The sequence below is a fragment of the Arenibaculum sp. genome, from assembly GCF_035998295.1.
Lineage (GTDB): Bacteria > Pseudomonadota > Alphaproteobacteria > Azospirillales > Azospirillaceae > DASYHS01.
This window is the reverse complement of sequence record NZ_DASYHS010000174.1, coordinates 20301-39607: the sequence shown is the minus strand read 5'-3', so window position 1 is coordinate 39607 and position 19307 is coordinate 20301. Positions and strand designations below refer to the sequence as shown.

Genomic DNA, 19307 nt, shown 5'->3' with positions numbered 1-19307 from the left:
TGGCGGTCAACGCGTCGCCGACGTTGTTGAGGTTCCGCAGCGCCACCATCGCGCCGATGTTGGTATTGATCGAGTTCGACATGGGTTTCTCCCCTCGCAGGATGTTCGCTCGGGCATAGGGGAAAACAAGTTCCGTGCCACCGCGGAAAACCCAGGAAATCCGCCACTTTCCGACTGCGCGGGCCCGTCTCCGGCAGGACCTGCGCGATCCAATTCTGCCGGGTGCGCGGCAGGAATTGCCGGGAGGACGGGCCGGCTTTCGCGGCCGTGGCCCGGCGTGGAGAAGGAGCAGGGGCGTCTCGACCACGGCGCCGCGGCCGCCCCTCGAAGACGAAACGGCCTCCCGCGATCGCTCGGGGAGGCCGTCCATGGCGTCGTCTCTACGCGTCGCCCCGCGGAGGCCGGGCAAGGCTCGGACCCCCGGAGGGTCCGCGTTCCGGCTCACACGGAATAGTACATCTTGTACTCGATCGGGTGCGGCGAGGTCTCGAAGGCGAGGACCTCTTCCATCTTCAGCTCGATGTAGCCGTCGATCATGTCTTGCGTGAAGACGTCGCCCTTGCGCAGGAAGGCGTTGTCGGCCTGCAGGTACTCCAGCGCTTCGCGCAGCGAGCGGCAGACGGTCGGGACCTGGGCCAGCTCGTCCGGCGGCAGGTCGTACAGGTTCTTGTCCATCGCGTCGCCGGGATGGATCTTGTTCTGGATGCCGTCCAGGCCGGCCATCAGCATCGCCGCGAAGGAGACGTAGGGGTTGGCCGCCGGATCGGGGAAGCGGACCTCGACGCGCTTGCCCTTCGGGCTCGACACGTAGGGGATGCGGCAGGAAGCCGAGCGGTTGCGGGCCGAGTAGGCCAGCAGCACCGGCGCCTCGTAGCCCGGCACCAGGCGCTTGTAGCTGTTGGTGATCGGGTTGGTGAAGGCGTTCAGCGCGCGGGCGTGCTTGATGATGCCGCCGATGTAGTAGAGCGCCGTCTCGGACAGGTCGGCGTAGAGGTTGCCCGCGAACAGCGGCTTGCCTTCCTTCCAGATCGATTGGTGGCAGTGCATGCCCGAGCCGTTGTCGCCGTAGACCGGCTTCGGCATGAACGTCGCGGACTTGCCGTAGGCGTGGGCGACGTTGTGCACCACGTATTTGTAGAGCTGCATGTTGTCCGCGCACTTCACGAGAGTGTCGAACTTGATGCCCAGCTCATGCTGCGACGGCGCCACCTCGTGGTGGTGCTTCTCGACCGGCACGCCCATCTCGGCCAGCACGGTGATCATCTCGGCGCGCAGGTCGGAGCCGCTGTCCACCGGCGGGACCGGGAAGTAGCCGCCCTTCACCGCCGGCCGGTGGCCGAGGTTGCCGTCGGGATACTCGCGGCCCGAGGTGTAGGGGCCTTCCTCGGAGTTGAACTCGTAGAACACCTTGTTCATCTGGACGTCGAACTTGACGTCGTCGAACACGAAGAACTCCGCCTCGGGTCCGAAGAACACGGTGTCGCCGATGCCGGCCGTCGCGATGTAGCGCTCGGCGGCCTTCGCGATCGAGCGCGGGTCGCGCTCGTAGGGCTGGCCGGTCGAGGGCTCGTAGACGTCGCAGAACACCGTCAGCGTCGGCTGGGCCGAGAACGGGTCCATCACCGCGGTCGACGCGTCCGGCATCAGCACCATGTCGGACTCGTTGATCGCCTTCCAGCCGGCGATCGAGGAGCCGTCGAACATGATGCCGTCGGTGAAGACGTCCTCGTCGATCGTGCTGATGTGCTGCGCGGTGTGCTGCAGCTTGCCGCGCAGGTCGGTGAAGCGAAGGTCCACGTACTTGACGTCGTGTTCCTTGATCAGATCGAAGACCTTGCTGGTGTCGGACATGCCTCGGTTTCCGTTTCTTTGGTGTGGTTGATGCGGACGGTCGTCCCCCCGTGGGGCGGCCGTCCATGGTTGCGCGCGCACGAAGCGGGGGCTCCGGCCCGGGACCCGGCCCGGTCGGCCCTCTTCGCGGCGGTGTCTGTCGGGGCCGGCGGCGCCTAGACGGCGTCCGAACCCTTCTCGCCGGTACGGATGCGCACGACTTCCTCGACCGGCGTCACGAAGATCTTGCCGTCGCCGATCCGGCCGGTGTGGGCGGCCTGCTGGATCGCCTCGATCGCGCGCTCGACCTGAGCGTCGTCCATGACGACCTCGATCTTCACCTTGGGCAGGAAATCCACGACGTATTCGGCGCCGCGGTACAGCTCCGTGTGGCCCTTCTGCCGCCCGAAGCCCTTCGCCTCGGTGACGGTGATGCCCTTGATGCCGACCTCGTGAAGGGCTTCCTTCACCTCGTCCAGCTTGAACGGCTTTATGATCGCTTCGATCTTTTTCATGGAAACTGTCTTGCGACTCCCTTGTACGGCAACGGCGCCGTGCGAGCGTTCGCCTAATCCTTAAGCACGGGCCATGCCAACCGCCGGGCTCCAGCGTCCGCAGGCCCGTCCCCGGCGAACGCACCTTGTTCGTGCCCATATTCGCATCACGGCCTGCACATTAAATAGGCTTCGTGCCCGAATGCCGGGCGGAAAGGCTCCGCCTCCCGGACACCGGGAGGAACCGGCGGGCGGCGTGAAATGTTCTCTTGACGGGCAGGTGCCCTTACGGCATAAGCAGCGCCCACGGCGGCGGCGGTAGCTCAGTTGGTAGAGCTCTCGGTTGTGGTCCGAGCGGTCGCGGGTTCGAATCCCGTCCGTCGCCCCATTCCACAAGCATTTCCTTTCCCCTCCCCCTCTTTCATCGCGATCGACGGCGTCCCCGGATCGGGCGGCGCGCTTGGGCGAGTTCGTCCCGAGGTCCTCGATGCCTACGGGAGCGTGCCGGTCGCTCGGCGACATCCAGGCCCTTCTGGAGAAGCATGTCGGGATCGTGTACCTGTCGGACGTCGAGGTGCTGAGACCCGACCACTTCTGAGGGGGCGCGCATGTACAGGGAGAATACGCTCAAGCGGCGGCTGCGGGACGGCGAGACCTGCTACGGCGCCTTTCTCGGGCTCGCGGACCCCGCGGTGGCCGAGATCGTCGCCAATGCCGGCTTCGACTGCGTGCTGATCGACCACGAGCACGGGCCGGGGACGCTGGCCGACGGCGCGGCCCTGCTGCGGGCCGTCCAGACGACGCCCTGCACCGCGCTGATCCGCGTGCCCTGGAACGACGCGGTCTACGTCAAGCGCATCCTCGACCTCGGCATGGAGGGGGTGATGTTCCCGGCCGTCTCCTCGGCCGAGGAGGCGAGGGCGGCCGTGTCGGCTTGCCGCTATCCGCCCGAAGGGACCCGCGGCTGCGCCGCCGGCATCGTCCGCGCCTCGCGCTTCGGCATGGAGAAGGACTACATCCGGGACGCCAACGCGAACCTGCTGGTGATCTGCCAGATCGAGACGCTGGAAGGCGTCGAGGCGATCCCCGACATCGCCCGCGTGCCCGGCGTCGACATGCTGTTCGTCGGCCCCTTCGACCTGTCGGGCAGCATCGGCCGGCTCGGCCAGTTCGACCGTCCCGAGGTCCGCGAGCTGCTGATGCGGGCCGAGCGCGCGATCCTCGATTCCGGCTGCCTCTACGGCACGATGCCGAACCCGGTCCGCCCCGTCGCGGAACTGCGCGACGCCGGATGCCGGCTGATCGTCCCGGGGTCGGACGTGATGCTGCTGCGCGAGGCGGCGCTTGCCCTCACGGCGAGCCTGAAGGGCTGAGGCCGTGGATCGGCGCCACGCCCTGCTCGGCGTCGCGCAGATGTACGCCGCCGACGCCGCCGCGATCGCGGCAGGCATTCCCGGCACCCGGCTGATGGAGGCGGCGGGCGGGGCGGTCGCCGACGCCGCCGCGTCGCGTTGGCGCCCATGCCCGGTCGCGATCCTCTGCGGTCCCGGGAACAACGGCGGGGACGGCTTCGTGGCCGCGCGCCACCTGGCAGAGGCGGGATGGCCGGTGCGGGTCGGCCTGCTGGGCGACCGGGCGGCGCTCGCGGGCGATGCCGCCTGGGCCGCGTCCGGCTGGTCCGGCCCGGTCGAGCCGGCGGCGCCGGCGCTGCTGGAGGGGGCGGGGCTCGTCGTCGACGCGCTGTTCGGCGCCGGCCTCGCCCGCCCCCTTGCCGGGAGCACGGCCGATCTGGTGGAGGGCGTGCGCGCCTCCGGCCTGCCGGTCGTCGCCGTCGACGTGCCGAGCGGCGTGCATGGCGACAGCGGGCAGGTGCTCGGGACGGCGGCGCCTGCCGTCCTCACCGTGACCTTCTTCCGGCGCAAGCCCGGGCACCTGCTGCTGCCGGGCCGCATGCTGTGCGGCGAGGTCGTCGTCGCCGATATCGGCATTCCGGACGGCGTCCTCGACGCGATCGGGCCGGCGCTGGCCGCGAACCATCCGGACTTGTGGCTGGACGCCCTGCCGGTGCCGCGGCCGGACCAGCACAAGTACGACCGCGGCCACGCCGTCGTGTGGGGCGGGGCGCGCATGACCGGTGCCGCCCGCCTCGCGGCGCGGGCGGCGAGGCGGGTCGGCGCGGGGCTGCTGACCGTCACCTGCCCGCCCGAGGCCGCGGCGATCTACGCGGCGGGCGATCCCGGGCTGATCGTCGAGCCGGCCGGGACGCCGTCCGCTTTCGCCCGCTACCTGGCCGATCCGCGGCGCAACGCGGTGCTGGTCGGGCCGGGCGCCGGCACCGGCCCGACGACGCGCACGCGCACGCTCGCCGCACTGGGCGCGGCGAAGAGTGGGGGCGGGGCGGTGGTCCTGGACGCGGACGCGCTGACCGCCTTCGCGGGCCGCAAGGAGGAACTGTTCGCCGGGCTGACGGGGCGGTGCGTGCTGACGCCCCACGAGGGCGAGTTCGGCCGGCTGTTCGGCGACCGGCTGTTCGACGGCCCCGGCGACAAGGTCGCGCGCACGCGCCGCGCCGCGGCCGAGGCCGGGGCGGTCGTCCTGCTGAAGGGGGCCGACACGGTCGTCGCGGCACCGGACGGCCGCGCCGCTATCTGCGCCGACGCCCCGCCGGACCTGGCTACCGCCGGTTCCGGCGACGTGCTCGCCGGCATGGTGCTCGGCCTGCTCGCCCAGCGCATGCCCGCCTTCGAGGCGACCCTCGCCGCCGCCTGGCTGCACGGGGAAGCGGCCCGGGCCGTCGGCCCGGGGCTGATCGCGGAGGACCTGCCCGAGGCGCTGCCGACGCTGCTCCGGGGCCTGCGGGATGCCCAGGCCCGCGGTGCCGGTCCGGGCTAGCCATTCCTTTCCGTTGCATCCGCGAACACGGTCCGGAAGAGTCCCGGCCATGAGCGATGCCCAGACAGCCGTTCCCGAGCGCGCGGGCCAGACGACCTTCCTGGACCGCACGCTCCAGAATCTCCGCTCGGCGTGGCGCGACATCGCGGCGGCCGCCCGCGAGGCCGTCGGCGCGCCGCCGCGGCCCCATCTGCCGCGCGAGGACGCCGACCGCCTGAAGCAGCACATGCGCGCCTGCCTGGAGGGGCGGGGCGGCGAGGTATCGGCGCGCGGCCGGGCCGCGGCGCTCGGCCGGCTCTATCTCGGCCTCGACCGGGTGGGGCGGCGCAACTTCCTGCAGGTGCTCGCGGGCGAGTTCGGCACCGATGCCGTTATGGTCGACGAGGCCGCAGAACGGATGAGGCAGGCGGTCACGGCGCAGGAGCGGCGTGCCGCCGAGCGGACGCTGCGCCAGGCGCTGGAGCCCGGGCGCCTGAAGCTGCTGACCCAGTTCAACGGGCTGCCGGAGGGGGTGAAGTTCCTGGTCGACATGCGCGCCGACCTGCTGTCCTTCGTCAAGGACGGGGACCCGGTGCTGGCCGGGCTGGAGGAGGATCTCAAAGGGTTGCTGCGCTCCTGGTTCGACATCGGCTTCCTCGACCTGCGGCGAATCACCTGGGACAGCCCGGCTTCGCTGCTGGAGAAGCTGATCGCCTACGAGGCCGTCCATGCGATCCACGGCTGGGAGGACCTGAAGAACCGGCTCGACCGGGACCGGCGCTGCTTCGCCTTCTTCCATCCCCGCATGCCCGACGAGCCGCTGATCTTCGTCGAGGTCGCCCTGGTGGAGGCGATGTCGGAACGCATCCAGCCGCTGCTGGACCAGAACGCGCCGGTGCTCGACCCGCAGCACACCGACACCGCCATCTTCTACTCGATCTCCAACGCCCAGCGGGGCCTCGCCGGGATCAGCTTCGGGAACTTCCTGATCAAGCGCGTCGTCGACCTGCTGGCGGCGGAACTGCCGAACCTGAAGACCTTCGCCACCCTGTCGCCGATGCCGGGCTTCCGCCGCTGGCTCGACGCGGCGCTCGCCGAATCCGGCGACGGGCTGCTGACGCCGGGCGAGCGCGACCGCCTCGAGGCGCGGGCGCGCGAGCGGGGCTGGAGCAGGGAACGGCCGCTGCTGGCCGAGGCGCTGTCGGTGCCGCGCTGGCCGGAGGACGAGCCGTTGTGCGCCGACCTGCACGAGCCGCTGATGCGGCTCGGCGCCCGCTACCTGGTCGCCGAGCGCACCGGCCGCAGGGCGCGTGACCCGGTCGCCCATTTCCACCTCTCCAACGGCGCCCGGATGGAGAGGCTGAACTTCCTCGGCGACGTGTCGGAGAACGGCCTGCGCCAGGCGGCGGGGCTGATGATCAACTACCGCTACAAGCTCCCCGACATCGAGGCCAACCACGAGGCCTATACCGGGGAAGGCAAGATCATGGCCTCGGCAGCGCTGCGAGGACTCGCGAGGAATGGTGGCTGAGCCAAGTAAATGTGCATAAAAAGCGACAAATTTTGGTTGATGTGAACTTAACTTTTCGTCAAGACTTGACCTGTAGCGTGAATGGACATTCCGCCAACGAACCGTGATAGGCGTGGACGAGATGTTCCTAAGACGAAGCAGGGGCGAAGAGCAGGTGACGGAGGGTGCCGTCTATCGGCGGACCCATTTCGGGCAGGTCGTCGAGACCGTCCGAGTCCTGTCGCTGAGTTCGGATTGTGCCGGCATTCCTCACGTGCGCTATGCCGTGCATTACGAGAAGGGCGAGGTGAGCGACGAATTGCGCACCCTCTCGCTCAGTTCCTTCGCGGCGATCTTCAGTCAGCGCGCGAGCGCCTGAACCGGGCGGGCACATCCCTTCGGGACCTGTTCGAGATGGCAGTCCGCCAGCCTGATTTTGCCTGTCGAAGCCGAATCTAGTGTGCTATGAAAGCCACCCCGGCGACCGGACTACCGGCGCGCCGGGAACATGCATGTGCGGGCGTGGCGGAATTGGTAGACGCGGCGGATTTAGGTTCCGCTGACGAGAGTCGTGGGGGTTCGAGTCCCTTCGCCCGCACCATGGCTCCGCCCCACACGGGACCAGAACGGAAAAACGTGCCGCGGATGGCCCCGCGTCGAGGGGCCGTCACCGCCAACAAGACAGGCTTTCAGTCCGATGCAGATCACCGAGACCAGCGCAGACGGCCTCAACCGGGAGTTCAAGGTCGTCGTCTCCGCCCAGGATATCGAGCGCAAGATGAAGGACCGGCTCCAGGAGATGGGCCGGACCATGCGCCTGCCGGGCTTCCGCCCGGGCAAGGTGCCGGCCACGCTGCTCAAGCAGCGCTACGGCCAGGCGGTCATGGGCGAGGTCCTCGAGCAGGCGGTCGCTGACAGCTCGCAGAAGGCCGTCACGGAGCGCGGCCTGCGCCCGGCGGTCCAACCCAAGATCGAGGTGACCCAGTTCGAGGAGGGCAAGGACCTCGAATACAACATGTCGCTCGAGCTTCTGCCCGACATCGAGCCGTCGGACTTCTCCTCCATCGAACTCCAGAAGCCGATGGCCGAGGTATCGGACGAGCAGGTCGAGCAGGCGATCCAGCGCGTGGCCGATAGCCGGCGCGAGTTCGAGGCCGCTCCCGAGGGGCATGCGGCCCAGAAGGACGACGCCGTCGTGATCGACTTCGACGGTTCGGTCGACGGCGAGCGCAAGCCCGGCATGAAGGCCGAGGGGCACGAACTGGTGATCGGCTCGGGCAGCTTCATCGACACCTTCGAGGAGCAGCTCACGGGCGCCAAGGTCGGGGAGCACCGCACGGTCACGGTCACCTTCCCGGAGAACTACGGCGCCGCCGACCTCGCCGGCAAGGAAGCGGTGTTCGAGGTCGACGTCAAGGAAGTGAAGACCCCGAAGGCGGTCACCGTGGACGACGAGTTCGCGAAGTCGCTCGGGCTCGACGACCTCGAGGCGCTGCGCAAGATGGTGCGCGAGCGGATCGGCCACGACTACGGGCAGCTCTCGCGCGCCCGGATCAAGCGCGCGCTGCTGGACAAGCTGGCCGAGGCCTATTCGTTCGAGGTGCCGCAGTCCCTCGTCGATGCCGAGTTCGAGGGCATCTGGAAGCGCCTCCAGCAGGAGATCGAGCGCGGCGGCGCGACCGAGGACGCGTCCAAGGGCGAGGACCAGCTGAAGGCGGAGTACCGCGCCATCGCCGAGCGCCGGGTCCGGCTGGGCCTGCTTCTGGCCGAGGTCGGGCGGCGCAACGACATCCAGGTGACGCCGGACGAGGTGAACCGGGCGATGTTCGCCGAGGCGCAGCGCTACCCCGGCCAGGAGCGCCAGGTGTTCGAGTTCCTGCGCGGCAACCGCCAGGCGATCGAGAACTTGCGCGCCCCCCTGTTCGAGGACAAGGTCGTCGACCACATTCTGGAACAGGCCAAGGTCAGCGAGCACACGGTGAGCGTCGAGGAGCTGATGCGCGAGCCCGACGAGACGACCGGGGAAGCCGCCTGATCCGCGGGTGGGAAGATGCGGCCTGCCCTGCCGGGCCGCATTCGGTACGCAAGGAGAAAAGACGAGCATGTACGACATCGAGCCGCGGATGAATGCGCTCGTGCCCATGGTCATCGAGCAGACCAACCGGGGCGAGCGGGCGTTCGACATCTACTCGCGCCTGCTCAAGGAACGGATCATCTTTCTGATCGGGCCGGTGACCGACGGGGTCGCCAGCCTGATCTGCGCCCAGCTCCTGTTCCTCGAGTCCGAGAACCCGACCAAGGACATCGGATTCTACATCAACTCGCCGGGCGGCTACGTCACCTCGGGCCTCGCGATCTACGACACGATGCAGTACATCCGGCCCCAGGTCTCGACGATGTGCATCGGCCAGGCGTCGAGCATGGGGTCGCTGCTGCTGGCGGCCGGCGCGAAGGGCAAGCGGTTCTCCCTGCCCAACAGCCGGGTCATGATCCATCAGCCGTCCGGCGGCGCGCAAGGCCAGGCCGCCGACATCGAGATCCAGGCCGAGGAGATCCTGAAGCTCCGCACGCGCCTCAACGACATCTATGCCCACCACACCGGGCAGCCGCTCGAGCGCATCGAGCAGATGATGGACCGCGACAAGTTCCTGTCGCCCCAGGAGGCCATGGAGTTCGGGCTGATCGACGAGGTGGTGAAGAGCCGGCCGGTACCGACGGGCGAAGGTGCGTGACAGCGCCACAACAAAATATTGATCGCCGCGCATCGCGTGTTGTTGAATAGCCCTGGTTCCCCCGGGTTCCGGCGGTGGCCGACGCCGCCGGGCAGGGGAGGGACCAGGCCACTTCTGAGAGGTGGTCGGGGAAAGGCGGTCGGGGTTCGCCGAACCCGGACGAGGTCGTCCCGACTGCTTGACGGTGCTGTGACGGAGCCCCAATGACCAAGTCCACCGGCGGCGATTCGAAGAACACCTTGTACTGCTCCTTCTGCGGAAAGAGCCAGCACGAGGTTCGCAAGCTGATTGCCGGCCCGACCGTGTTCATCTGCGATGAATGCGTCGAACTGTGCATGGACATCATCCGCGAGGAGAACAAGACCACGTTGGTCAAGTCCCGCGATGGCGTCCCCACGCCGCGGGACATCCATGCGGTACTCGACGACTACGTGATCGGCCAGGACCATGCCAAGCGCGTGCTCTCTGTCGCGGTCCACAACCACTACAAGCGTCTCGCGCACGGCACGAAGCACAACGACGTCGAGCTGGCGAAGTCGAACATCCTGCTCGTCGGCCCGACCGGCTGCGGCAAGACGCTGCTCGCGCAGACGCTGGCGCGCATCATCGACGTGCCCTTCACCATGGCCGACGCCACGACGCTGACCGAGGCGGGCTACGTCGGCGAGGACGTCGAGAACATCATCCTCAAGCTGCTCCAGGCCGCCGACTACAACGTCGAGCGGGCCCAGCGCGGGATCGTGTACATCGACGAGGTCGACAAGATCAGCCGCAAGTCCGACAACCCCTCGATCACGCGCGACGTGTCGGGCGAGGGCGTGCAGCAGGCCCTGCTGAAGATCATGGAGGGGACGATCGCGTCGGTCCCGCCGCAGGGCGGGCGCAAGCATCCCCAGCAGGAGTTCCTGCAGGTCGACACGACGAACATCTTGTTCATCTGCGGCGGCGCCTTCGCCGGGCTGGAAAAGATCATCGCCCAGCGCGGCAAGGGCACCTCGATCGGCTTCGGCGCCGACGTGAAGAGCCCCGACGAGCGGCGGACCGGCGAGGTGCTGCGCGAGGTCGAGCCGGAGGACCTGCTGAAGTTCGGCCTGATCCCGGAGTTCGTCGGCCGCCTGCCGGTGGTCGCGACCCTGTCCGACCTGGACGAGTCGGCGCTGATGGACATCCTGACCAAGCCGAAGAACGCGCTGGTCAAGCAGTACCAGCGCCTGTTCGAGATGGAGGACGTGCGGCTGGAATTCGCCGACGAGGCGCTGCGCGGCATCGCCACCAAGGCGATCCAGCGCAAGACCGGCGCTCGCGGCCTGCGCTCGATCATGGAGGGTATCCTGCTCGACCCGATGTTCGAACTGCCGGGGCTGCAGGGCGTGGACCAGATCATGATCAACCGCGAGGTCGTGGAAGGCCGGGCCAAGCCGCTCTACATCTATTCCGACCGCCGCGGCGACGTCGCTCCGGGGGCGTGACGCGGTTCCGCCCGACCCCGTAAGGCCCCTGCGGATTTCAAGGGCTTGAAGGGGCCGGGCGACCGGGCCACGTTAACTTCTGCCGCTGTCGGTCTGCACGCCCGTACAGGGGTGTGACCCTTCAGGCCCATTCCGGGCTGACGGCCTTCACACATGAGGCGATAGAAGATGCTCGAAATCCCTCGCGGAGCCCTCTACCCGGTTCTGCCGTTGCGCGACATCGTGGTGTTTCCGCACATGATCGTGCCGCTCTTCGTGGGGCGCGAGAAGTCGGTGCGCGCGCTCGAGGACGTCATGAAGGATGACAAGCAGATCCTGCTGGTCACCCAGAAGAACGCCGCGCAGGACGACCCGACTCCCGGCGACATCTACACCATCGGCACCGTCGGCACGGTCCTGCAGCTCCTGAAGCTGCCGGACGGCACGGTCAAGGTCCTGGTCGAAGGCGGCCAGCGGGCGAGCATCACCCGCTTCGCCGAGAACGAGGACTTCTTCCAGGCCTATGCCGAGCTGGTGGAGGAGAAGGCCGCCGACGGCCAGGAGCTCGAAGCCCTGTCGCGCGCCGTCGTCTCCCAGTTCGAGCAGTACATCAAGCTCAACAAGAAGATCCCGCCGGAGGTCCTGGTCTCGGTCAACCAGATCGAGAACGCCGGTAAGCTCGCCGACACCGTCGCCTCCCACCTCGCGCTCAAGATCCCCGAGAAGCAGCAGCTCCTCGAGTCCGCGGGCGTGTCCGACCGGCTCGAGCGCATCTACGCCTTCATGGAAGGCGAGATCGGCGTTCTCCAGGTCGAGAAGCGCATCCGCAACCGCGTCAAGCGGCAGATGGAGAAGACGCAGCGCGAGTACTATCTCAACGAGCAGCTGAAGGCGATCCAGAAGGAGCTCGGCGAGAGTGAGGACGGCCGCGACGAGGCCGCCGAGCTCGAGGAGCGGATCCAGAAGACCAAGTTCAGCAAGGAAGCCCGCGAGAAGGCGATGGCGGAGCTGAAGAAGCTGCGCACCATGAGCCCGATGTCGGCCGAGGCGACGGTCGTGCGCAACTATCTCGACTGGATGCTCAGCATCCCGTGGAAGAAGCGCACCAAGGTCAAGAAGGACCTGAAGCTGGCCGAGCACGTGCTGAACAACGACCATTTCGGGCTCGAGAAGGTCAAGGAGCGCATCCTCGAATACCTCGCGGTGCAGCAGCGCATGGAGAAGGTCAAGGGCCCGATCCTGTGCCTGGTCGGCCCGCCGGGCGTCGGCAAGACCTCGCTTGGCAAGTCGATCGCCAAGGCGACCGGCCGCAACTTCGTGCGCATGTCGCTGGGCGGCGTGCGGGACGAGGCCGAGGTCCGCGGCCACCGGCGCACCTATATCGGCTCGATGCCGGGCAAGGTCGTCCAGGGCATGAAGAAGGCGAAGTCGTCCAACCCGCTGTTCCTGCTGGACGAGGTCGACAAGCTCGGCGCCGACTGGCGGGGCGACCCGTCGTCCGCCCTGCTCGAGGTCCTCGATCCCGAGCAGAACTCGACCTTCAACGACCATTACCTCGAGGTCGACTACGACCTGTCGGACGTGATGTTCGTGTGCACGGCCAACACGCTGCGCATGCCGCAGCCGCTGATGGACCGCATGGAGATCATCCGCGTCGCCGGCTACACCGAGGACGAGAAGGTCGAGATCGCCAAGCGCCACCTCATCAGCAAGGAGATGAAGGCGAACGGCCTCAAGGACGGCGAGTTCACGATCTCCGACGACGCCCTGCGCGACGTGATCCGCTACTACACCCGCGAGGCGGGGGTGCGCAGCATGGAGCGCGAGATCGCGAATCTGTGCCGCAAGTCGGTGAAGGAGATCCTGATGAAGGGTCTCGACAAGGTCCAGATCACGCGCCGCAACCTCGACAAGTACGCGGGCGTGCGCAAGTTCCGCTTCGGCGAGGCCGAGGCGGAGGATCTGGTCGGCGTAACGACCGGCCTGGCCTGGACCGAGGTCGGCGGCGAGCTGCTGTCGATCGAGGCGGTGATGCTGCCCGGCAAGGGCCGGATCACCACGACCGGCACGCTGGGCGACGTGATGAAGGAATCCGTCCAGGCGGCGGAGAGCTTCGTGAAGTCGCGCGCAGCCCAGTTCGGCATCCGCCCGGACCTGTTCGGCCGCAAGGACATCCACGTCCACGTTCCCGAGGGGGCGACCCCGAAGGACGGCCCGTCCGCGGGCGTCGCCATGGTGACCTCGATCGTCTCGGTGCTGACCGGCATTCCGGTCCGCAAGGACGTCGCGATGACCGGCGAGATCACGCTGCGGGGCCGGGTCCTGCCGATCGGCGGCCTGAAGGAGAAGCTGCTCGCAGCACTGCGCGGCGGGCTGAAGACGGTGCTGATCCCCAAGGACAACGAGAAGGACCTCGCGGACATCCCCGACAACGTCAAACGCGGTCTGGAGATCGTTCCCGTCTCCATCGCCGACGAGGTGCTGCACCACGCCTTGACCAAGCCGCTGGCTCCGATCGAGTGGACGGAGGCGAACGAAGTCGAAGCCGTGGCGGCAAAAAATGCGGAATCCGACCGCGAGGAAGTGATTCGGCATTGAGCCAAGCCCGGAAAACTGCATAAATTCCGAGCCCCGCCGCGCCTTGCACAATTGACGGGCGCGGCGGGCTAGGCTTACACTTCTGCCCTGAAAGTTGAGCCGGTTGTTTCTCGTTGAATTCTTTGCGGTTTGAAGGGGGGCTTTAAGTGAACAAGAACGATCTCGTCGCTCACGTGGCGGATGCGGCCAGTCTGTCAAAGACCGATGCGACCAAGGCAGTCGACGCAGTCTTTGACGGCATCATCAACTCGCTGAAGAAGGGCGACGAAGTTCGCCTGGTCGGCTTCGGTACTTTTGCGGTCGCCGAGCGCGCTGCTTCGGAAGGGCGCAACCCCCGCACGGGTGAGAAGATCTCCATTCCTGCTTCCCGTCAGCCGAAGTTCAAGGCGGGCAAGCTGCTGAAGGACGCGCTGAACTGATCTTGCGGGTTGGTTCGTGAGTTGGGGAAACCGGCCGTTCAAAGCGGCCGGTTTCGCCGTTTCAGGAGGGTCGACTCAGGGGGTTCGACTCCAGGGGGTCGACAGGGCGGGTGCCGGACGCTAGGTTGCGCACGGGGGCGATTAGCTCAGCGGTAGAGCATCTCGTTTACACCGAGAGGGCCGGGGGTTCGAATCCCTCATCGCCCACCATCGCGGCGGCGGAGCGGGACCTGCTCCGAGTTCCGGGGTCCTGAAAACCCGGGGCCGAAAATCCAGGGCCAGAAAACCCGGGGCCCGAAAATCCAGGATTGACACGATCGGGGCCGGTGTCGTACTAACCGCCCCACGCCGCAAGCGGCGAATGCGCGGGTGTAGCTCAGTTGGTTAGAGCGCCGGCCTGTCACGCCGGAGGCCGCGGGTTCAAGTCCCGTCACTCGCGCCACTCTCTCCTTCCAAAAATATCGTGCTGGGTCAAGGCTTTGCCGGGTCCGCGACAGCGTTTCGCAGTCGCGGAACAACCCTGTATTTAGCTTTCCTTGCACACCCAATCGGCCTATATTCTGCCCGGCCCGGCGACGCCGGGCGCCATCCATGAAGCTGCCGTGACGGCCCTCCCGAGTCGGATCGCAAGGTTCGGCCCGCTACGACGAAGCAGCCCGAAGCGAGGATACTGATGGCCAATTCGCTGGTTGTCGACTACCTGCCCATCCTGATCTTCCTGGGCATCGCGATCGCGATCGCCGGGGTGATGGTCGGCGCGTCCTATGTGGTCGCCCGCCAGAATCCGGACAGCGAGAAGGTATCCGCCTACGAATGCGGCTTCGAGGCGTTCGACGACGCCCGCCGGAAGTTCGACGTGCGGTTCTACCTGGTGTCGATCCTGTTCATCATCTTCGATCTCGAGGTTGCTTTTTTGTTCCCGTGGGCCATCTCATTGGGTGACATCGGGATGTTCGGATTCTGGTCGATGATGGTCTTCCTCGGAATTTTGACCATCGGCTTCATCTACGAATGGAAGAAAGGAGCGCTGGAATGGGAATGACCCAGGGCCAGACGTCTTCGCTGGCGAACGCCCACGGCGCCGCCCCGATCCAGCCGGGACCGGCGCAGGACGTCTATCTGCGCTCGGTGACCGACGAGCTGCAGGACAAGGGCTTCATCGTGGCGAAGTTCGACGCGCTGCTCGACTGGGCGCGCACGGGCTCGCTGTGGCCCATGACGTTCGGCCTCGCCTGCTGCGCGGTCGAGATGATCCACGCCTATATGAGCCGCTACGACCTCGACCGCTTCGGCGTGATCCCGCGGCCGAGCCCGCGCCAGTCCGACGTGATGATCGTCGCCGGCACGCTGTGCAACAAGATGGCGCCGGCGCTGCGCAAGGTCTACGACCAGATGGCGGAGCCGCGCTGGGTGATCTCGATGGGGTCCTGCGCCAACGGCGGCGGCTACTACCACTACAGCTACTCGGTGGTCCGCGGCTGCGACCGGATCGTCCCCGTCGACATCTATGTCCCGGGCTGCCCGCCCACCGCCGAAGCGCTGGTCTACGGCGTGCTGCAGCTCCAGAAGAAGATCAAGCGGGGCAACCGCATTTCGCGCTGAGGGATCGAGACCGAACCATGACCGACGAAGCGCTCCGGGAACTGAGCGACCATATGAGGGTGCACCTCGCGGACGCCGTCCTTTCGGCCGAGGTGACCCTGGGCGAGCTGGTGATCACGGTCGGCCGGCCCGCGATCGTGCGCGTGCTGACCTTCCTGCGCGACGACGCGAGCTGCCAGTTCAAGCAGCTGATGGACATCACGGCCGTCGACCATCCCGGCCGCGAGGAGCGCTTCGAGGTCGTCTACAATCTCCTCAGCCTCAAGCACAACCAGCGCGTCCGGGTGAAGCTGACGACCGACGAGGATACCCCGGTGCCGAGCGTTGCGGTCGTGTACAACACCGCCAACTGGTTCGAGCGGGAGACCTGGGACCTCTACGGCGTCTTCTTCTCCGACCATCCGGACCTGCGCAGGCTGCTGACCGACTACGGGTTCGAGGGGCACCCGCTGCGCAAGGACTTCCCGCTCACCGGCTATGTCGAGATGCGCTACGACGACGAGCAGAAGCGCGTCGTCTACCAGCCGGTGAGGCTGACCCAGGATTTCCGGTCCTTCGACTTCCTGTCGCCCTGGGAAGGCATGACCAACGTCATGCTGCCCGGCGACGAGAAGGCGACGGCCCCGACCGGCGCGCCGCAGCCCGGGAGCAAGAGCTGATGCAGAGCAGCAACGAAGCCAAGATCAAGCCGTTCACGATCAATTTCGGGCCGCAGCATCCGGCCGCGCACGGCGTCCTGCGCCTGGTGCTCGAGATGGACGGCGAGGTGGTCGAGCGGGCCGACCCGCATATCGGGCTGCTGCACCGCGGCACCGAGAAGCTGATCGAGTACAAGACCTACCTCCAGGCGCTGCCTTATTTCGACCGGCTGGACTACGTGTCGCCGATGTGCATGGAGCACGCCTTCGTGCTCGGCATCGAGAAGCTGCTGGGCATCCGGCCGCCGCCGCGCGCCCAGTACATCCGCGTCATGTTCAGCGAGATCACGCGCATCCTGAACCACCTGCTGAACCTCACGACCTTCGCGCTCGACGTCGGCGCCATCACGCCGTCGCTCTGGGGCTTCGAGGAGCGCGAGAAGCTGATGGAGTTCTACGAGCGGGTGTCGGGCGCGCGGCTGCACGCCAACTACTTCCGCCCGGGCGGCGTCCACCAGGACATGCCGGCCGGCCTGGCCGACGACATCTGGGAGTACAGCGAGCAGTTCCCGAAGTTCATGTCGGACATCGAGAACCTGCTGACCGAGAACCGGATCTTCAAGCAGCGCACCGTCGACATCGGCATCGTCAGCGAGAAGGACGCGCTCGACTGGGGCTTCACCGGCCCGTGCCTGCGCGCCTCGGGCGTGCCGTGGGACCTGCGCAAGGCGCAGCCCTACGACGTCTACGCCGAGATGGACTTCGACATTCCGGTCGGGCTGACCGGCGACTGCTACGCGCGCTATCTCGTCCGGGTCGAGGAGATGCGCGAGAGCAACAAGATCATCCGCCAGTGCCTGGAGAGGATGCCGGACGGCCCGGTGCAGGTGCAGGACCACAAGGTGACGCCGCCGCGGCGCGGCGACATGAAGCGCTCGATGGAAGCGCTGATCCACCACTTCAAGCTCTACACCGAGGGCTTCCACGTCCCGGCCGGCGAGACCTACACGGCCATCGAGGCGCCGAAGGGCGAGTTCGGCGTGTTCCTGGTCGCCGACGGCACGAACCGCCCGTACAAGTGCAAGATCCGCTCGCCGGGCTTCGCCCATCTTCAGGCCATGGACTTCATGTCCAAGGGGCACATGCTCGCCGACACCGTCGCGATCATCGGCTCCCTCGACATCGTTTTCGGAGAGATCGACCGATGAGCGCCGACCCGACGGCGGCCGGCGGCGGCCGGCAGGAGCCCGACAGCTTCGAGTTCACGCCCGAGAACCTGGAACTCGCGAAGCGGATCATCGCGAAGTACCCGGCCGGCAAGCAGGCGAGCGCCGTGATGCCGCTGCTCGACGTAGCGCAGCGCCAGAACGGCAACTGGCTGCCGCGCGCGGCGATGGACTACGTCGCCGACCTGCTGGAGATGCCGCGCATCCGCGTCTACGAGGTCGCGACCTTCTACACGATGTACAACCGCAGCCCGGTCGGCCGTCACTTCGTGCAGGTCTGCACGACGACGCCCTGCTGGCTGCGCGGCTCCGACGATATCGTGGCCGCGTGCGAGCGCAAGCTCGGCATCTCCATGGGCGAGACGACCGACGACGGCCAGTTCACGCTGCTCGAGGTCGAGTGCCTCGGCGCCTGCGTCAACGCGCCCATGGTCCAGGTCAACGACGACTACTACGAGGACCTCGACGCCGCGAGCACGGAGCGCCTGCTGGACGCGCTCGCGCGCGGGGAACGGCCGGAAGGCGGCTCGGTCACGGGGCGCCGGGGCTCGTGCCCGGCGGGCGGCCCGACGACGCTGAAGGAACAGGCGGCCCGTGCCGGCATCGCTCCGGCGCAGGGCGACGATTGAGGACTGTCATGCTCCGGGACGAAGACCGCATATTCACCAACCTGTACGGCTTCGAGAGCTTCGGCCTCAAGGCGGCTAGGAAGCGCGGCGACTGGGACGGGACCAAGGACCTGCTCCTGAAGGGCCGCGAGTGGATCATCAACGAGGTCAAGGAGTCCGGTCTGCGCGGCCGTGGCGGCGCCGGCTTCTCGACCGGGCTGAAGTGGTCCTTCATGCCCAAGCAGAGCAACCGGCCGCACTACCTCGTCGTCAACGCCGACGAGGGCGAGCCCGGCACCTGCAAGGACCGGGACATGATGCGCTACGATCCGCACAAGCTGATCGAGGGCTGCCTGCTCGGCAGCTTCGCGATCGGGGCGCATGCCTGCTACATCTACATCCGGGGCGAGTTCTACAACGAGGCGTCGAACCTCCAGCGCGCGATCGACGAGGCCTACGAGGCCGGGCTGATCGGGCGCGACGCCTGCGGTTCGGGCTGGGACTTCGACCTCTATCTCCACCGCGGCGCCGGCGCCTATATCTGCGGCGAGGAGACGGCGCTGATCGAGAGCCTGGAAGGCAAGAAGGGCCAGCCGCGCAACAAGCCGCCGTTCCCGGCCCAGGCCGGCCTCTATTCCTGCCCGACGACGGTGAACAACGTCGAGAGCATCGCGGTCGTGCCGACGATCCTGCGCCGCGGCGCGTCCTGGTTCGGCGGGCTCGGCCGGCCCAAGAACACCGGCACCAAGGTGTTCTGCATCTCCGGCCACGTGAACCAGCCCTGCAACGTCGAAGAGGAGATGGGCATCCCGCTGCGCGAGCTGATCGAGCGTCACGCGGGCGGGGTGCGCGGCGGCTGGGACAACCTGCTCGCCATCATCCCCGGCGGCTCCTCGGTCCCGGTGCTGCCGAAGGAGATCTGCGACACGGTCCTGATGGACTTCGACAGCCTGCGCGAGGTGAGGTCGGGCCTGGGGACGGCCGCGGTCATCGTGATGGACAAGTCGACCGACATCGTCCGTGCGATCGCGCGCCTGTCCAAGTTCTACATGCACGAGAGCTGCGGGCAGTGCACGCCGTGCCGGGAAGGCACGGGCTGGCTGTGGCGCGTCATGGAGCGGATGGTCAAGGGCAAGGCGCGCGTCGACGAGATCGACATGCTGTTCGAAGTGACCAAGGAGATCGAAGGGCACACGATCTGCGCGCTGGGCGATGCCGCCGCGTGGCCGGTCCAGGGCCTGGTCCGTCATTTCAGGCCCGAGATGGAGCGGCGGATTCTGGAATACCGGGCTGCCGCGAAAGCCGCGGCGGAGTGACGCCGAGACCGAGCC

17 protein-coding genes and 4 tRNA genes are annotated in these 19307 nt (G+C 67.4%); 19 read left to right on the top strand and 2 right to left on the bottom strand.

Features of this window, described 5'->3' with window-relative positions:
• Positions 1–441: 441 nt before the first annotated feature.
• Both glnA and VGO20_RS17515 read right to left on the bottom strand, forming a co-directional pair.
• Positions 442–1851: a type I glutamate--ammonia ligase gene (gene glnA / locus VGO20_RS17520; RefSeq protein ID WP_327503657.1), complete on the bottom strand. Its 1410-nt coding sequence runs from the start codon at positions 1849–1851 to the stop codon at positions 442–444.
• A gap of 155 nt (positions 1852–2006) precedes the next feature.
• Positions 2007–2345: a P-II family nitrogen regulator gene (locus tag VGO20_RS17515; protein WP_327503656.1), complete on the bottom strand. Its 339-nt coding sequence runs from the start codon at positions 2343–2345 to the stop codon at positions 2007–2009.
• Positions 2346–2636: 291 nt separating this feature from the next.
• Here VGO20_RS17515 and VGO20_RS17510 point away from each other — a divergent pair.
• The 19 genes from VGO20_RS17510 to nuoF all read left to right on the top strand — a co-directional run bounded on the left by VGO20_RS17510 (position 2637) and on the right by nuoF (position 19292).
• Positions 2637–2712 (top strand) — tRNA-His (locus tag VGO20_RS17510).
• Between the two features lie 220 nt (positions 2713–2932).
• Positions 2933–3697: an HpcH/HpaI aldolase family protein gene (locus tag VGO20_RS17505; protein WP_327503655.1), complete on the top strand. Its 765-nt coding sequence runs from the start codon at positions 2933–2935 to the stop codon at positions 3695–3697.
• 40 nt (positions 3698–3737) lie between these two features.
• Positions 3738–5216: an NAD(P)H-hydrate dehydratase gene (locus VGO20_RS17500; protein ID WP_327503659.1), complete on the top strand. Its 1479-nt coding sequence runs from the start codon at positions 3738–3740 to the stop codon at positions 5214–5216.
• A gap of 49 nt (positions 5217–5265) precedes the next feature.
• Positions 5266–6726: a malonyl-CoA decarboxylase gene (locus tag VGO20_RS17495; RefSeq protein ID WP_327503654.1), complete on the top strand. Its 1461-nt coding sequence runs from the start codon at positions 5266–5268 to the stop codon at positions 6724–6726.
• A gap of 154 nt (positions 6727–6880) precedes the next feature.
• Positions 6881–7084: a hypothetical protein gene (locus tag VGO20_RS17490; RefSeq protein WP_327503653.1), complete on the top strand. Its 204-nt coding sequence runs from the start codon at positions 6881–6883 to the stop codon at positions 7082–7084.
• 137 nt (positions 7085–7221) lie between these two features.
• Positions 7222–7306 (top strand) — tRNA-Leu (locus VGO20_RS17485).
• A 96-nt stretch (positions 7307–7402) separates the two neighbouring features.
• Complete coding sequence (tig, locus tag VGO20_RS17480) at positions 7403–8740, top strand: trigger factor (RefSeq protein WP_327503652.1); 1338 nt, start codon at positions 7403–7405, stop codon at positions 8738–8740.
• Between the two features lie 67 nt (positions 8741–8807).
• Positions 8808–9437, top strand: a complete 630-nt coding sequence (gene clpP / locus VGO20_RS17475) for an ATP-dependent Clp endopeptidase proteolytic subunit ClpP (protein WP_327503651.1) — start codon at positions 8808–8810, stop codon at positions 9435–9437.
• 203 nt (positions 9438–9640) lie between these two features.
• Entirely contained in the window at positions 9641–10906 is a 1266-nt protein-coding gene (gene clpX / locus VGO20_RS17470) for an ATP-dependent Clp protease ATP-binding subunit ClpX (protein WP_327503650.1), read from the top strand.
• 168 nt (positions 10907–11074) lie between these two features.
• Positions 11075–13483 (top strand): endopeptidase La, encoded by a 2409-nt coding sequence (gene lon / locus VGO20_RS17465; protein ID WP_327503649.1) that lies wholly within the window; start codon positions 11075–11077, stop codon positions 13481–13483.
• A 146-nt stretch (positions 13484–13629) separates the two neighbouring features.
• Positions 13630–13902, top strand: coding sequence for an HU family DNA-binding protein (locus VGO20_RS17460; RefSeq protein WP_327503648.1), 273 nt, complete (start codon positions 13630–13632; stop codon positions 13900–13902).
• A gap of 135 nt (positions 13903–14037) precedes the next feature.
• Positions 14038–14112: transfer RNA gene (locus VGO20_RS17455), tRNA-Val, on the top strand.
• Positions 14113–14267: 155 nt separating this feature from the next.
• Positions 14268–14344 (top strand) — tRNA-Asp (locus VGO20_RS17450).
• 231 nt (positions 14345–14575) lie between these two features.
• Positions 14576–14944 (top strand): NADH-quinone oxidoreductase subunit A, encoded by a 369-nt coding sequence (locus VGO20_RS17445; RefSeq protein WP_327503647.1) that lies wholly within the window; start codon positions 14576–14578, stop codon positions 14942–14944.
• Positions 14941–15504, top strand: a complete 564-nt coding sequence (locus VGO20_RS17440) for a NuoB/complex I 20 kDa subunit family protein (RefSeq protein WP_327503658.1) — start codon at positions 14941–14943, stop codon at positions 15502–15504. Before VGO20_RS17445 ends, VGO20_RS17440 begins: the two co-directional genes overlap by 4 nt.
• 17 nt (positions 15505–15521) lie before the next feature.
• Complete coding sequence (locus VGO20_RS17435) at positions 15522–16163, top strand: NADH-quinone oxidoreductase subunit C (protein ID WP_327503646.1); 642 nt, start codon at positions 15522–15524, stop codon at positions 16161–16163.
• Positions 16163–17350: an NADH-quinone oxidoreductase subunit D gene (locus tag VGO20_RS17430; RefSeq protein ID WP_327503645.1), complete on the top strand. Its 1188-nt coding sequence runs from the start codon at positions 16163–16165 to the stop codon at positions 17348–17350. Before VGO20_RS17435 ends, VGO20_RS17430 begins: the two co-directional genes overlap by 1 nt.
• Entirely contained in the window at positions 17347–17997 is a 651-nt protein-coding gene (nuoE, locus tag VGO20_RS17425; RefSeq protein WP_327503644.1) for an NADH-quinone oxidoreductase subunit NuoE, read from the top strand. Before VGO20_RS17430 ends, nuoE begins: the two co-directional genes overlap by 4 nt.
• A gap of 8 nt (positions 17998–18005) precedes the next feature.
• Positions 18006–19292 carry an NADH-quinone oxidoreductase subunit NuoF gene (gene nuoF / locus VGO20_RS17420; RefSeq protein WP_327503643.1) on the top strand — a complete coding sequence of 429 codons (1287 nt, stop codon included), beginning with the start codon at positions 18006–18008 and terminating at the stop codon, positions 19290–19292.
• The last annotated feature ends 15 nt before the right edge of the window (positions 19293–19307 follow it).

Excerpts from the sequence above, each read along its gene's own strand:
- VGO20_RS17435 (WP_327503646.1), top strand. The coding sequence starts at position 15,522 with ATGACCGACGAAGCGCTCCGGGAACTGAGCGACCATATGAGGGTGCAC.
- VGO20_RS17445 (WP_327503647.1), top strand. The coding sequence starts at position 14,576 with ATGGCCAATTCGCTGGTTGTCGACTACCTGCCCATCCTGATCTTCCTG.
- tig (WP_327503652.1), top strand. The coding sequence starts at position 7,403 with ATGCAGATCACCGAGACCAGCGCAGACGGCCTCAACCGGGAGTTCAAG.
- lon (WP_327503649.1), top strand. The coding sequence starts at position 11,075 with ATGCTCGAAATCCCTCGCGGAGCCCTCTACCCGGTTCTGCCGTTGCGC.
- VGO20_RS17515 (WP_327503656.1), bottom strand. The coding sequence starts at position 2,345 with ATGAAAAAGATCGAAGCGATCATAAAGCCGTTCAAGCTGGACGAGGTG.
- nuoE (WP_327503644.1), top strand. The coding sequence starts at position 17,347 with ATGAGCGCCGACCCGACGGCGGCCGGCGGCGGCCGGCAGGAGCCCGAC.
- VGO20_RS17495 (WP_327503654.1), top strand. The coding sequence starts at position 5,266 with ATGAGCGATGCCCAGACAGCCGTTCCCGAGCGCGCGGGCCAGACGACC.
- VGO20_RS17430 (WP_327503645.1), top strand. The coding sequence starts at position 16,163 with ATGCAGAGCAGCAACGAAGCCAAGATCAAGCCGTTCACGATCAATTTC.
- VGO20_RS17500 (WP_327503659.1), top strand. The coding sequence starts at position 3,738 with ATGTACGCCGCCGACGCCGCCGCGATCGCGGCAGGCATTCCCGGCACC.
- clpX (WP_327503650.1), top strand. The coding sequence starts at position 9,641 with ATGACCAAGTCCACCGGCGGCGATTCGAAGAACACCTTGTACTGCTCC.
- clpP (WP_327503651.1), top strand. The coding sequence starts at position 8,808 with ATGTACGACATCGAGCCGCGGATGAATGCGCTCGTGCCCATGGTCATC.
- VGO20_RS17505 (WP_327503655.1), top strand. The coding sequence starts at position 2,933 with ATGTACAGGGAGAATACGCTCAAGCGGCGGCTGCGGGACGGCGAGACC.
- VGO20_RS17440 (WP_327503658.1), top strand. The coding sequence starts at position 14,941 with ATGACCCAGGGCCAGACGTCTTCGCTGGCGAACGCCCACGGCGCCGCC.
- nuoF (WP_327503643.1), top strand. The coding sequence starts at position 18,006 with ATGCTCCGGGACGAAGACCGCATATTCACCAACCTGTACGGCTTCGAG.
- glnA (WP_327503657.1), bottom strand. The coding sequence starts at position 1,851 with ATGTCCGACACCAGCAAGGTCTTCGATCTGATCAAGGAACACGACGTC.